This window comes from Thaumasiovibrio clandestinus (assembly GCF_047250365.1).
Classification (GTDB): Bacteria; Pseudomonadota; Gammaproteobacteria; order Enterobacterales; family Vibrionaceae; genus Thaumasiovibrio.
The window spans coordinates 354,318-368,298 of record NZ_JBLBVL010000001.1 but is presented as its reverse complement, the minus strand read 5'-3'; the positions used below and the strand labels follow the sequence as shown (position 1 = coordinate 368,298).

Here is a 13,981-nt window from a genome sequence, read left to right as displayed (position 1 = left end):
TTAGATCCATGTTTCCGAGGTGAGAAGTTTCAATAGGAAGCGTTGCGCTAGTTGCGGTGTCGGTTGGCTGATAAGCATTCGTTTGTGTATGGACTCTAATGGTAATATTTCAATCCATCGCTGACTAACCCAACTGACATCTTCAAATTCAGGCCGTCCATATTGGTCACTAATGATTGGCACTGATTGGAAGAGGTCAAACAGTTTATCAGCCAGTAGTTGATATTCTGGTGTTATCGGAGTTGCAGCCCAATTTGAAGCCCGCCTTATCTCAGCATAAAGTAGGTGTTGTTCCGTATGGGTGATGTCCAATAGTTCTACCTTGTAGCACCCCTCTATTGTTATACGCATTCTTTCAGGGGAGCGTATGATCATCCCCGTTTGTTTTACCACAGTGCCTATCGCTGAAAGCGTTGTTATATCTCTTTGTTGCGATTCATCAAGCATGCAAAGAACAAAAACATGGCTGTCATCAAGAATGGCAGTCATTTCTTGGCACTCATCAAGACCATTTAAGTCGAGAACAGTGTTTCCTCCTGGTAGGAGGTGCGTGGTCGAGGGAAATACATGCATGACTCACCTCTATAAAAAGTTTATGTAATGTTAAGGATAGTTGAACATCTATCGACTGATTTAGAAAAGCGCGAGTCATGTCATGTTGAGTTAAAAGTGTCACATACAGAGTTATTTCGAACTGCGTAATATGTCTGAAATCTCATATCACTCTGTCTAAACTTGAATATGCGACGTGATGCAACCAGACTACATTTCATGCAGAAAGCAGTAGAAATTTAGACAGTGTTAACATTTTTGGCACGATTTCTTTTGTTCATGGAGGCCACATGCCGTCACTCAAGGAAGATTTTTTGCGGTACCTAGAAAGTTATGGCTCGTTTGATCAACGCTCAATGTTTGGTGGTACAGGGTTGTTTGATCAGGGAGCGATGTTTGCAATTATGACAGGAGACGCACTCTATATGCGTGGTGGGGCAGAGTTGAATGATCAATTCTCATCACTGGGGTGCGGAAAATATATTCACGTTAAACGCAGTAGCACAGCAGAAGTTAACTATTATGATGTTACAGCATTGAGGCGTGAACAGCCGGAGCTATGCAATACGTTGGTAGCAGAGTCTTTAGCACAGGCCAGAAGAGAGAAAGAGGCCAAAGCGCAAGGAAAGAACAGACGCATACGTGACCTACCTAACATGCGTTTGACACTAGAAAGAATATTGAAAAAATCTGGCGTGCCGGATGTGCAAACATTTATGTCGCTCGGCCCTGTCGGTGTTTATAAACGCGTTGTTGCAAAACAGGGCGAAGCAGAAATCAAAATGCTTTGGATGTTTGCTGGTGCGGTAAAAAATGTACATTGGACGCTACTTGATGAGTGTTACAAAGAAGAGTTAAAAAAGCAGATCCAGTAAGCTACCGTTACGATGCGTAGATGAAACTTGTTAAGAACAAAAAGAAAACCCTAAGCATGTTAGGGTTTTCTTTTTTTTGTCTACCCGTTGTTTGAGATATGTTCATCGGCACCAATTAACATGCGTTTTAATTGTTGCCAGTATTGGCCGAGAGTTTCGTACCAATACCTTTCCGTTTGTTCGAGGTAGCGGGCTTTAGGGCTGTATTTTTCCCATGGTTGTTGGATATTTGTATGGGCCAGGAAATTTGTTGGTGCAGGAATTGGGTTCATATTAATGTGCTCAAACTCGTTGATCGCCCTTGGCATGTGACTCGCTGACGTCACGAGTACAAATGGCTTATCTTGTATAATAGCCAGTGACTGATTCGCCTCTTCCCAGGTATCTTTTGCCGTTTCAAGTAAGATAATTCTTTGCTTTGAGATGCCTAACGCAATGGCAACTTTTGCCAACATTCTTGCATGGCTGATTGAGGTGCCACCGTCATATCCGGATAGAATTAAACGCGCTTGTGGGTAGAAATTCAAGATACGAATCCCTTCGGCTAAACGCATTAATGCTGTTCTTGATAGTTCGGAGGTGACGGGTATGGCTTCGTCAACAACATGCCCACTACCAAGCACCATAACAAAATCAATCGATGTTTCTGGAGGGATAAATGCGGGGTAATGCCTTTCTACGGGAACAAGTAGGCGAGTAGAGATAGGTTGAAAACTGATTAAAAAGATACCTAAAAGTGATGCTGTAATGCATGTTAAGCCGATGCGGTGGCGCTTAAGCAGCCCAATAACAATAATGCCACAAAGCCCCAAAAGTAGGAGTGCAGGTAGTGGCATGATAAATGCGGTGATAATTTTTTTAAGTTCAAACATCAATGTCGTCCGAAAAAGCAGCACTTGAGTGACAAAGTGCATCTCAAAGCTTTATTCCTTGCAGGCTTATGAGAAAATAGGTCAATGAATCCATGTTACACTAATGTAAGCCCATCGTGAAAGAAGACCGTAACTTCGACGACATCGCCCACAAGTTTGCCAAAAATATTTATGGCTCAACCAAGGGCGAAATCCGCCAAGCTGTTGTTTGGCAGGATATGGAGTCTCTCCTAGCGGAGCACCCAAAACAAAGCCTCACTGTACTTGATGCAGGTGGAGGGCTGGGGCATCTATCCCGGCAGTTAGCGCAACTAGGTCACAATATAATCTTGTGCGACGTGTCGCAAGAGATGTTGGCATTGGCTCGTATTGAGGTTGAGCGTGAAGGATTGCTTGAGCGTTTTCAGTTTTTACATTGCGGGGTGCAAGATCTGACACAAAAATTACCCAAGCCAGTGGATTTAGTGTTATTTCATGCAGTAATGGAGTGGTTGAAATTGCCATTTGAGGGGCTTTCTCAAGTTCTCGCATGCTTAAAGCCTCAGGGTTATGCATCGATTATGTTTTATAACCAGACGGGGCTACTGTTCAAAAACCTCACATGTGGAAACTTAACCCATATCGAACAGGGTATGCCACACCGAAAACGGTTTAAGTTGCAGCCACAAAAAGGACTTGTTCCTGAAGAAGTTTATGCCCACCTTCATAAAAATGATTTTGTAATTAAAGGCAAAACAGGGGTGAGGACGTTCCATGATTATATGCAAAACAACTACTTAGGTGATTATACCGAGCAGCAGTTAATTGCAATGGAGCAATCGTTATGCCGCCAAGAGCCATTTGTCTCTCTTGGTCGATATATTCATGTGTGGGGGCAAATGGGACCCGCACACTCAGAAGTAAGCAAGGACATTGAATGAGTGAACAATCCCAGACTGTGCCTGAATTGGTTAACTGGGTAAAACAGCAAGATCTCAGTATTCAACTTCCAGTCGAGCGTCTGGCGTTTTTATTGGCCATTGCCATATTAAGCCAAGAGCGTATTGATGATGAGTTGCAAGAGGGAGAACTGGTTGACGCGTTTCGTATTGTCAGTGACCAATTTGGTCAATATGAAGAGACATTAACGACGCGGGCAAATAACGCGATTAACGAGCTGGTTAAGCAGCGTTTGGTTATGCGTTTTACCAGTGAACTGACGGATGGGGCAAATATTTACCGTTTGTCACCGCTTGCGGTCGGTATTGCAGACTATTATGCCCGACATAAAGAATACTCGACCCTGAAATTATCTATTCAACTTGCAATGGTTGCCGATGAGATTGACAAGGCTAAGCAAGCAGCACAACAACAAGGCAATGCTGATCATTGGCGCAAGAATGTCTATGCCGTTTTAAAGTATTCGGTTGCTGACATTTTCGATCGCATCGATTTGAATCAACGCACCATGGACGAGCAGCAACAGCACGTTAAAGAGAGTATCGCTGAGTTGCTTAATCAGGATTGGCAAGCAGCGATAGCAAACTGTGAACATTTACTTAATGAAACGTCCAATACGTTGCAAGAGCTGCAAGATACCTTGCAAGCGGCTGGAGATGAGTTACAAAGTCAGCTATTGGATATTCTAGAGTACACCCTCTATAACGATGAACTGAATTTTGTAACCGAGATGGTTTATAACTTGCAATCTAAGTTAGATAGGATCGTTAACTGGGGTCAGCAAGCCATCGATCTTTGGATTGGTTATGATCGCCATGTGCATAAATTTATCCGAACCGCGATAGATATGGATAAAAACCGTGCCTTTAGTCAGCGACTGCGTCAGTCGGTGACTGACTATTTTGACGCGCCGTGGACGCTAACGTTTTCCAGTGCCGATCGTCTGCTTGATATGCGCGATGAATCGATGGTTTTGAAAGACGACGAAGTGACGGGTATGGCGCCAGAGACGTTAGAGTTTGAACAATTGACGCAGGTCACCGACCAATTGGCCGAGCAAATTGCAGAACAACTTGCCCATTACAAAGAGACCGCAAAAGCCATTAATTTAGGGCTGTTACTAAAGCAGTACTTAAGTGCGCACCCTGAAGCTCAACATTTTGATTTAGCACGGTTGGTTATCGACCAAGCCGTCCGTTTGGGTTATTCGGAAGCAGATTTAAATGCTGTACAGCCAGATTGGCAAGACATTAATGACTTTGGAGCAAAGGTACAAGCGAATGTCATTGACAAATATTGAAGAATTTATGCCACAACAGTTGGCAAAAGCGATCGCTAATCCTCTTTTCCCAGCGCTCGATAACCTATTACGTTCAGGCCGTCATATCGGTTCTGATGATTTAGATAATCATGCATACCTGCATGAGTTTGAGAACGAATTAGCACAATTTTATTTGCGTTATAATGCCGAGCTAGTTAGAGCGCCAGAAAGCTTCTTTTATCTGCGCCCACGCTCAACGTCATTAATTAGCCGCAGTGTTCTCTCAGAGCTAGATATGCTGGTGGGTAAAGTATTGTGTTTTCTATACTTAAGTCCAGAGCGACTCGCTCATGAGGGAATATTTACTCATCACGATCTGTTTGAAGAGCTGATCGCTTTAGCGGATGAGAAAAAGCTTCTTCGTTTGGTCACCCATCGTGCGACGGGCTCAGATTTGGACCGTGTCAAGCTGCAAGAAAAAGTGAGAACCTCACTGCGACGACTACGACGATTGGGAATGATTTTGAATGTTGGTGAAGAAGGCAAATTTCGGATTAGTGAAGCTGTTTTTCGCTTTGGTGCTGATGTACGAACCAGTGATGACATTAAAGAGGCACAATTGCGCTTGATCCGAGATGGTGAAGCTGTCGCGTTGCAGTCGAACCATGAACAGGATGAGCCTGCGACGGAAGAACAACAGGGTATGCTAGATGAGGGTGAACTGTAATGGAACGCGGTAAGTATCAGTCACTAACGATGATCAACTGGAACGGTTTTTTTGCGCGTACCTTTGATATTGATGATTTAGTCACAACACTATCAGGCGGAAATGGGGCGGGTAAATCCACCACCATGGCAGCATTTATTACAACGCTGATCCCTGACCAATCTTTACTGCACTTTCGCAATACCACAGAAGCCGGAAGTTCGACAGCGTCTCGCGATAAAGGGTTACATGGAAAACTAAAGCCGGGGGTGTGCTATTCGGCATTGGATGTGATTAACTCGAAAAAACAGCGGACATTGTTTGGCGTTAAACTGCAACAGGTCGCTGGGCGAGATAAGAAAGTCGATATAAAACCATTTATTATTCAGGGCCTGCCTTCAAGCGTAAAACCCACCGATGTCCTAATGGAGTCGATTTCAGATACAGAAGCGCGTGTTCGTCAACTCAATGAAGTGAAGCAAGTCTGCTTAGAGCATGAAACGGTGCAGTTTAAGGCGTTTAGCTCGGTGGTTGAGTTTCATAACTTTATGTTCGAGTTTGGTGTTTTACCGAAAAAATTGCGCAATACTTCCGATCGTTCCAAGTTCTACCGTTTGATTGAGGCCTCACTCTATGGCGGTATTTCTAGTGCAATAACCAAGTCATTACGTGACTATTTATTGCCACAAAATGGTGGCGTGAAAAAAGCGTTCCAAGATATGGAAGCCGCGTTGCGTGAGAACCGCATGACGCTCGAGGCCATCAAGGTAACGCAAAATGACCGTGATCTGTTTAAGCACCTTATCTCGGAAGCGACCACATACGTCGCGGCTGATTACATGCGGCATGTTAATGAACGCCGTTTAAAAGTGGAATCGACACTGCAACTACGTGCCGAGTTGCAACACTTGCAGCATAGCATGTCTAGCCAACTGCATGCCGTTAGTCAGATGCAGGTCGAACTAGGTCAGCTCAAAGAGAGCGAGCAACATTTGGAGGTTGATCACCAAGCAGCCTCGGATCATTTGCAATTGGTACAGACAGCGGTTCGTCAACAAGAGAAAATTACCCGTTACAATGAAGACCTTCTAGAGCTCAGTGAACGACTAGAAGAGCAAATGATGGTGGTCGAAGAGGCCTCAGAACAGTTAGCGTTGGCTGAAGAGTCTGCCCTGCATAGTGAAGAGGAGGTGGATAGCCTTAAGTCACAGTTGGCTGATTATCAACAAGCACTTGATGTGCAGCAGACAAGAGCGCTTCAATATCAACAAGCCGTTCAGGCGCTAGAGAAGGTGAGACAATTGTGTGACTCACCTAATTTGGCGGCGGAAAATGCGCAAACCCTAGTGGGTGAGCTAAAGCATAACGAGGTGGAGTTAACCCAGTCACTGCTGGCGATTAAGCACCGTTTAGATCTATCTCAAGCTGCGATGCATCAGTTTGATAATGGGTTAGCTTTGGTTCGCTCTGTCTGTGGAGATGTTCCCCGTCAGGATGCGGCAGAGAAAGCCCGTGAACTCTTGCAGCAAGGGCGTGAAATGCGTCTGCTAACAGAGCGAAGCGATCTGTTAAAACGCCAACATGAAAATATCGCCAAGCAAGTTGATACCCAGCACGCGGTTAAGCAGTGGATAAACCAGTATCAACAGCGCCATGGTTATCTAATCTCTGCTGCAACACAGGTAGAGAGTGAACTTGAGTCGCATCATTCTAAGTTGGAATTTCTCACTGAGGCACTAGATAGTGCGGCAGATAGACGCAGTGAAGTGAAGCGAGAACTGCGCTCAGTAGAAGAACGTCATCAGCAATTAGCCGCTCAAGCACCGGCTTGGATTGAGGCCAACGAAGCGCTTGAGTTGTTGCAGTCGCAATATGAACAGACATTGCCTCATAGTGATGCAGTGATGGAAGCGATGCAAAATACGTTGAATCGTGAGCGTGATATTTCTGCACAGCGCGATGCTCTGGGGCAACAAAAGCAGGCACTAGAGAAGCAAATTGAAAACTTGTCGCAACCCGGTGGTAGTGACGATAATCAGTTGCGAGGGCTGGCTGATGCACTAGGCGGTATACTGTTATCCGAGATTTATGATGATATTACTTTAGATGATGCGCCGTTTTTCAGTGCCATGTATGGTCCTGCTCGTCATGCTATCGTTGTACCTGATCTTAGCGAAGTAAAAGAAAAGCTGGCGCGTTTGGATGCCTGCCCAGACGACCTTTATATTATTGAAGGTGACGCAGATGCTTTTGATGACAACGTTTTTGATGCAGCTGAACTGGCTGATGCGGTATGCGTCCAGCTTAACGATCGTCAACTGCGTTATTCACGTTTTCCTAAGGTTCCTTTATTCGGGCGTGCTGCGCGCGAACAACGCTTAGAGCAACTCCGACAGCAGCGGGAAGCATTGATTGAATCCCATGCCAAAGCGGCGTTTGATTCACAAAAATTACAGCGCCTCTATCAGAGCTTTAACCGTTTTGTTGGTCGTCATTTGGCTATTGCGTTCGATGCGGATCCAGAACAACTGATTGTAACCAATCGTGATAAGCGCAATCAGCTGACTCGTCAACTGTCAGAACTGGAGAACACAGAAGCACAGCAGCGTAGCCAGGTAAGTCAAAGCCGTGATGCCATTGGTCTGTTATCTAAGTTACAACCTCATGTTGATCTGATTGGTAACGCGTCACTCACCGAGCAGCTCCAAGCATTAGAAGTGCAGTTGCAACAACTTAACGACGCTGCGTCTTTTCTTCGCCAACATGGAGAGACGTTAACGCAATTAGAGCAACACCTGCATGCACTGGATGCTGATCCAGAGCAGTTTGATCAATTGGCTCAGCAGTGTTCAGACCAAGACAGTGCACTGCAACAGCTAAAAGCGAAACTCTTCGCATGTGAAGACCTGCTCGAGCGCAAAGCCTATTTTGCGTATGCCGATGCCGTGCAACTATTGGGCAAAAGTAGCGAACTTAATGATGAGTTAAAGCGTAAGCTAGATATCGCGGAACAAACGCGGCAGCGCAATCGCGACCAGCTAAAACTCGTTCAAGGACAGAATAGTCAATATAATCAATTGCTGGCTTCGTTAAAGAGTGCCCATCAAGCCAAGAATGAGACAGTGCAAGAGTTTGTTCGAGAGCTTCAAGATTTAGGTGTCCATGCCGATGCTGAAGCAGAAGAGCGAACCCGTTTACGCCGCGATGACTTGCATCAACAACTACAAAGCAATAGAACTCGTTGCCGAGAGTTAGAAAAGAGCCTATTAGCGACAGAGATAGAACATAAAGGCGTGCTAAAGCGCCTGCGCAAGCAACAGCGTGAATACAGAGAGTTACGTAAGCTGGTGGTCAATGCGAAGGCGGGGTGGGGCGATGTTATGCACCTAGCGCGAGAGCATGACGTAGAGCGGCGCTTACAACGCCGAGAAATGGCATATAAGAGCAGTGGCGAGCTGCGATCGCTCTCTGATAAAGCTTTGGGTGCGTTGCGCCTAGCTGTCGCCGATAACGATGAATTACGAGATAGCTTACGACAATCTGAAGATGCCTCGCGCCCAGAGCGTAAGGTGCTGTTCTATATCGCTGTCTATCAGCATCTTCGAGATCGTATTCGTCATGATATTATTCGTACCGATGACCCTGTTGAAGCCATTGAAGAGATGGAAGTCGAACTGGCTCGTCTGACGGAAGAGCTCACTCAACGCGAACATCGTTTGGCTATTAGCTCTGAGTCAGTGGCTAGCATTATTCGCAAAACCATTGTCCGCGAGCAAAACCGTATACGGATGTTGAATCAAGGGCTGCAGAACATTGCGTTTGGACAGGTTAAAGGCGTTAGGCTGACGGTTAAAATTAGGGAATCGCATGATTTGTTGCTGGCAGGATTGGCTGAGCAGCAAGAGCAGCATCAAGATTTGTTTGGTAATCAGCGCTTGAGTTTTTCAGAGGCGATGGCGAAGTTATTCCAGCGTCTAAATCCACATATTGATGTAGGACAGCGCTCACCGCAAATATTGGGAGAAGAGCTGCTTGATTACCGCAACTACCTTGAATTAGGGGTAGAAGTGAATCGCGGTAGCGATGGATGGCTTCAAGCTGAATCTGGTGCGTTATCAACTGGTGAGGCAATTGGTACTGGGCAATCCATTCTATTGATGGTGATTCAAAGCTGGGAAGAAGAATCTCGACGTTTACGCGGCAAGGACATTATTCCTTGTCGTTTACTGTTTCTTGATGAAGCGGCACGTTTAGATGCGAAATCCATTGCTACGCTATTTGAATTATGCGATCGACTTGATATGCAACTATTAATCGCGGCACCAGAAAATATTTCACCGGAGAAGGGAACGACCTACAAATTAGTGCGAAAAATATTTAATGGTCGTGAACATGTGCATGTTGTGGGTTTAAAAGGCTTTGGGCAGCAAACAATGGCACCACCACTTGAAAATACAGCATTAAAACAAGAGGATGTGACGGGTAACACTGAAACATTAAGCATTGATTTTAGTTAAGTAATATAAGTGAATCAAATGACGCCCAACTAACAAATTATGCAGTTAGTTGGGCGTTTTGCCTTCCTTTAAGGCATGCTTAAAAAGCGCGACAATGTAATAGTTGTGTCAATAAGGGTTTCTTGGCTAGAAATATAGAGAGTAATGGTCGATAGTTACCAGCATATTCTTTTACTTAATTAGAGAGAACTTCTATGCGTCGTATTGGTTCCGTAGCTGTTATTCTGACTCCTTTCTTACTGGCTGCTTGTGGTGGTTCAGATGACCCTACAATGGCTACTGCTCAAGTTTCATTTAGCGTATCGGATGCCCCAGTTGATTCAGCGACAGAAGTGGTTGTTGCTTTTGATGCGTTAGAGTTGCGCCATGAAGATGGTCAGCGCTTTTTTATTAGTGTGGATGAAAATGTCGCTGGTGATGATTATCAGCAAATCGACCTATTAAAATACCCTGGTAGTGAAGAGGCGTTAATTCTTACCGATCAAAGGCTCCCAATTGGTACTTATAAAGAGCTGATTATTCATACGAAGGCACAACAAGACCTCAATTGGGTATTAACGGAAGATGAAGGCGAATTTGATCTAAAGATCCCATCTAATAAGTTGAAACTAGGTGGTTTTGAGGTCACAACCGAGACCGTGCAAAGTTTTACCATTGAGTTTGATTTACGTCAGTCACTAGTCTTACGTGGCAATAATGGCAACAACAATGGCTATAACTTGAAACCACACGGTGTCAAAATCGTTGATAACAGCGCAGCAGCCTCGTTGAAGGGTCATGTTGATGTTAACTTGTTGGGTGCTGGAGATGGATGCCTGGCAGAGACGGGTAATTTTGTCTATTTATATGCAGGTCACGGTCATCAAGACAGTGTTTTGATCGACAATATTGATATTACGGATCCAGATTATCGTGATGAAATTGAGTTGCCACTTGATTACGTTGCGCCTTACGCATCAACAGGCGTGATGGATGATGGTAACTACTTCTTTGGCTTTATTCCAGCGGGTGATTACACCGTGGCATTTACATGCAGTGCAACGGTGGATAATCCAATTCAGTATGATGAGATTATTATTGCTAACCCATCAGAGCAGGTGGCTGAAATTGAGTTGCTAGCAACACAGGAAAAAGTGTTCGATTTTACAGAGTGAGCCTGAATGTCGAAGAGCAAATGCTGCAAAGATCACAAATTCAGCGATTAGCGATGTTTGTAACCAATTGTTTCGGATGACGTTAGATCATTTAGCATAAAATTCTATAGAGGAAGTGGTTGATTTTTGACCGCTTCCTCTTTATCGTTTGGCCTGTCAATAAGTTCAAGAGGCAAGCAAACATGCAGCAATTTACGTCTAACATCTTCTTTAAGTTCGCTCTTCTTTCCATGTTCGCTTTCGGTTTCTCCTTCACCAGCGTTGCCTCTAATACGACTGAGCCAAGTAGCCACCTTGCCGCCACGTTAGAGCTTGTTGAGCTAGAAGCGCAAGAAGGGGATCAGCAGTTACAGTTATTTTTGGGAAATGCGTATCTGTTTGGAGAGCAGGGGGTAGAGCAAGATCTGCTAAAAGCCATTTACTGGTTAGAAATGGCAGCCAATGGTGATCCGCAAGTGCAGAAGATGTTGGGTGGTCTATTTCAGCGTGGTATTGGTTTTCCCAAAGATAAAGAGCAAGCATTTACGTGGTATATGAAAGCGGCGAATAGTGGTGACATTGAAGCAATGGAAGCGGTCGCTGCGTTTTATGCCACAGGTCAAGTTGAAACAGAGCAAAACTGCGTTGATGCGATTAGCTGGTATAGAACAGCGGCAGAGCAAGGCTCACTGTTATCAAGACGTAACCTTGTGTGGCTGTATGCAACGTGCCCTGACCCTGAGCAACGTAATGGCGAAAAAGCATTAAAGTTGGCCAAACAACTGATCGTCAGATTACCTGAAGTTGACGCATCAGATTTAGACAACCTTGCTGCTGCTTATGCCGCGTGTGGTGAGTTTGATATGGCTGTTGATACGCAATCAAAAGCGTTAGCTTCATTGGGCAGCGATGATATGGCGCAATCACGTAGAATGAGCTTTGCTAAACGTCTAGAAACATACAAGCAAAAGCAAGTATGGATTGATAACTAAACCGATTGCATTTTCCGACACCAAACAAAGGCGCTCAATGATTGAGCGCCTTTGTTCTCTCTTCTGCATAAAAATGTATGCATTTCGAGCAAACGCATCCAGTTCTTAGAAAAAAGATTGCTAAAGTACGCCAAGTGGACGTTAACTGTATGAAGCATCAACTTTTTAGTTGCCTTGTTGTTACTATGCCTTTAGTGAATATGAGGTAGTAGATGATGACAGCGATGAGATGATGACGGGCAGGTATCAGCCATGCTGAACCGGGTAATAGTGCTATCCTGAATGATGAGATGAAGTGTTTTATTGCCAACGCCGATGTCACTATTTTGTTGTTGATGCCGTTGACGAAGTCACAGGATGTACTTTTTGTTATGTAGCAGTAGAGAGTAGGATGCGCTTTTCTGTAACATGAGGTTGGAGTGTTAGAATGCGGGTAAGAAAAATAGGTGTGGTAGTGCAATGCGGATTGGCGGTGGCGTTAAGCATGCCGTTAGCGCTGGCCTATGCAGATTCTATTGGTAATGCAAACCCAGCCGCTATCGTGTTAGCTGAAGAATTGGATCCTAGCGTCTATTCCGCCGTTATACAGCAGGTACCCGCAGGGGTTGAGCTGCGCTATCCAACGCTCGTGGCTAAAATTTATCAGCAGCGCCAATTTCAACCGCTCTGGAATGATCACCAAGTAAGAGTGAGTCTAGAACAGCAGATTAATATTATTGCATTAGCAGACGTGAGCGCTTGGTTTGAAGAGCGAGCAAGGTTGCTAATGCAGACAAAGCAAGAGCAGAACTGGTTAAGTTATGAAGTTCTGGCGACCGATTTGCTGTTGGCTTATTTACGCTACCAACAAGATGTCGTTCATGAGGGCAAGGCGTGGTTATTTGGGGCTGGAGTACCGATTAGCACCTTCGAGCCGGAACCAGCCGCCATTGCGAGGTTGTTGCATGCAGTGAATGAAAACTACTTGTTTAGTTGGCTGGATGGAAACAAACCCGCCGGACGGGCGTACGATAATATGTTGGCAGCAATTCTAGCCCTACAAGCGCTAGAAGAAGCACCGCTGCCAACGTTCCAACAGGCTGGATTAATTCGCCCAGGCGAGGCGCTGGATGATGCTCAAGCATTAGTGGCGATACTGATTGCTTTAGGTGATATGCCGGAATACCTTGGCGAGGCACTGCTGCAGGAGGTGCCAAGCGTATATGCAAACGAAATGGTTGAGGCTGTCGAGCGCTTTCAATCGCGTCATGGCTTAAAAGTTGATGGCATTATTGGGCCAAACACCAAGGCGTGGCTAAATACGCCATTGGAAGAGCGGGTGCGTTTAATGGCATTGAACATGGAACGTTTGCGTATTTGGTCATCGCAACGCGACAGCATGTTAGTGGTCAATATTCCAGATTATGAGTTAACGTTATGGCAAGAAAACCAAGTTGAGTTTTCAAGCAAAGTTATTGTCGGCCGACCATCCCGTCGAACACCGTTACTGACCTCTCGGTTAGACACTGTCGTATTTAACCCGCCCTGGAATGTTCCTACGTCGATCATGCGTAAGGATATTTTGCCGAAAGTTAAAGCTAACCATAATTACTTGGATGAGAATAACTATCAAATATTGGTGAGTTGGCGTTCCTCTGATGTTATTCCTGCCGATATGATTAATTGGGAAAATATCAGTGTGCATCATTTCCCCTACCGCTTGCGACAAAGCCCTGGCGACCATAATGCCCTGGGACGTTACAAGTTCAATATGCCGAATAATAACGCGATATACCTCCATGATACGCCAGCGAAGAACCTATTTACGCAGTCGCAGCGCGCATTTAGTTCTGGTTGTATTCGCGTAGAAGGAGCGGCAGATCTTGCCGATTGGCTGATGGATCGAAGTGGTGTTTCTGCATCCCGGGTTGAGAAGTACGAGCAACGAAAAACAACCAAGTTTGTGCCAGTAACCAAACATATTCCAGTAGAGACTATCTATCAAACCGCGTGGTTCGATGAAGAGGAAGGAACACGTCAGTATCGCACCGATATTTATCATTATGATCAAAGTCAGCACTGGCCATTTGATGATGAATTGCTAACAGCGTTGGGGTTATAAACCGTTAACGAGGTAGAAACTTGCATCAGATAC

At 45.0% G+C, this 13,981-nt stretch carries 10 protein-coding genes; 8 read left to right on the top strand and 2 right to left on the bottom strand.

Features of this window, described 5'->3' with window-relative positions:
• Complete coding sequence (locus ACKLNH_RS01750) at positions 1-573, bottom strand: hypothetical protein (RefSeq protein ID WP_413110508.1); 573 nt, start codon at positions 571-573, stop codon at positions 1-3.
• 269 nt (positions 574-842) lie between these two features.
• On the opposite strand from ACKLNH_RS01750, the gene ACKLNH_RS01745 reads away from it, so the two are divergent.
• A complete protein-coding gene (locus ACKLNH_RS01745) occupies positions 843-1,427 on the top strand; it encodes a TfoX/Sxy family DNA transformation protein (RefSeq protein WP_413110507.1) in 585 nt (194 codons plus the stop codon).
• An 80-nt stretch (positions 1,428-1,507) separates the two neighbouring features.
• Here ACKLNH_RS01745 and elyC read toward each other — a convergent pair whose 3' ends face one another.
• Positions 1,508-2,299 carry an envelope biogenesis factor ElyC gene (gene elyC, locus ACKLNH_RS01740; RefSeq protein WP_413110506.1) on the bottom strand — a complete coding sequence of 264 codons (792 nt, stop codon included), beginning with the start codon at positions 2,297-2,299 and terminating at the stop codon, positions 1,508-1,510.
• A 116-nt stretch (positions 2,300-2,415) separates the two neighbouring features.
• Here elyC and cmoM point away from each other — a divergent pair, with 116 nt between their 5' ends.
• The 7 genes from cmoM to ACKLNH_RS01705 all read left to right on the top strand — a co-directional run bounded on the left by cmoM (position 2,416) and on the right by ACKLNH_RS01705 (position 13,948).
• A complete protein-coding gene (cmoM, locus tag ACKLNH_RS01735; RefSeq protein ID WP_413110505.1) occupies positions 2,416-3,219 on the top strand; it encodes a tRNA uridine 5-oxyacetic acid(34) methyltransferase CmoM in 804 nt (267 codons plus the stop codon).
• Entirely contained in the window at positions 3,216-4,538 is a 1,323-nt protein-coding gene (mukF, locus tag ACKLNH_RS01730; RefSeq protein WP_413110504.1) for a chromosome partition protein MukF, read from the top strand. Before cmoM ends, mukF begins: the two co-directional genes overlap by 4 nt.
• Entirely contained in the window at positions 4,519-5,226 is a 708-nt protein-coding gene (mukE, locus tag ACKLNH_RS01725; protein WP_413110503.1) for a chromosome partition protein MukE, read from the top strand. Before mukF ends, mukE begins: the two co-directional genes overlap by 20 nt.
• On the top strand, positions 5,226-9,722 hold the full coding sequence (mukB, locus tag ACKLNH_RS01720; RefSeq protein ID WP_413110502.1) for a chromosome partition protein MukB: 4,497 nt from the start codon (positions 5,226-5,228) through the stop codon (positions 9,720-9,722). Before mukE ends, mukB begins: the two co-directional genes overlap by 1 nt.
• Before the next feature lie 194 nt (positions 9,723-9,916).
• On the top strand, positions 9,917-10,876 hold the full coding sequence (locus ACKLNH_RS01715; protein ID WP_413110501.1) for a DUF4382 domain-containing protein: 960 nt from the start codon (positions 9,917-9,919) through the stop codon (positions 10,874-10,876).
• Positions 10,877-11,058: 182 nt separating this feature from the next.
• Positions 11,059-11,847, top strand: a complete 789-nt coding sequence (locus ACKLNH_RS01710; RefSeq protein ID WP_413110500.1) for a tetratricopeptide repeat protein — start codon at positions 11,059-11,061, stop codon at positions 11,845-11,847.
• Between the two features lie 427 nt (positions 11,848-12,274).
• On the top strand, positions 12,275-13,948 hold the full coding sequence (locus ACKLNH_RS01705; protein ID WP_413110499.1) for a L,D-transpeptidase family protein: 1,674 nt from the start codon (positions 12,275-12,277) through the stop codon (positions 13,946-13,948).
• The last annotated feature ends 33 nt before the right edge of the window (positions 13,949-13,981 follow it).

Excerpts from the sequence above, each read along its gene's own strand:
- ACKLNH_RS01750 (WP_413110508.1), bottom strand. The coding sequence starts at position 573 with ATGCATGTATTTCCCTCGACCACGCACCTCCTACCAGGAGGAAACACT.
- elyC (WP_413110506.1), bottom strand. The coding sequence starts at position 2,299 with ATGTTTGAACTTAAAAAAATTATCACCGCATTTATCATGCCACTACCT.
- ACKLNH_RS01705 (WP_413110499.1), top strand. The coding sequence starts at position 12,275 with ATGCGGGTAAGAAAAATAGGTGTGGTAGTGCAATGCGGATTGGCGGTG.
- mukB (WP_413110502.1), top strand. The coding sequence starts at position 5,226 with ATGGAACGCGGTAAGTATCAGTCACTAACGATGATCAACTGGAACGGT.
- ACKLNH_RS01715 (WP_413110501.1), top strand. The coding sequence starts at position 9,917 with ATGCGTCGTATTGGTTCCGTAGCTGTTATTCTGACTCCTTTCTTACTG.
- ACKLNH_RS01710 (WP_413110500.1), top strand. The coding sequence starts at position 11,059 with ATGCAGCAATTTACGTCTAACATCTTCTTTAAGTTCGCTCTTCTTTCC.
- mukE (WP_413110503.1), top strand. The coding sequence starts at position 4,519 with ATGTCATTGACAAATATTGAAGAATTTATGCCACAACAGTTGGCAAAA.
- ACKLNH_RS01745 (WP_413110507.1), top strand. The coding sequence starts at position 843 with ATGCCGTCACTCAAGGAAGATTTTTTGCGGTACCTAGAAAGTTATGGC.
- mukF (WP_413110504.1), top strand. The coding sequence starts at position 3,216 with ATGAGTGAACAATCCCAGACTGTGCCTGAATTGGTTAACTGGGTAAAA.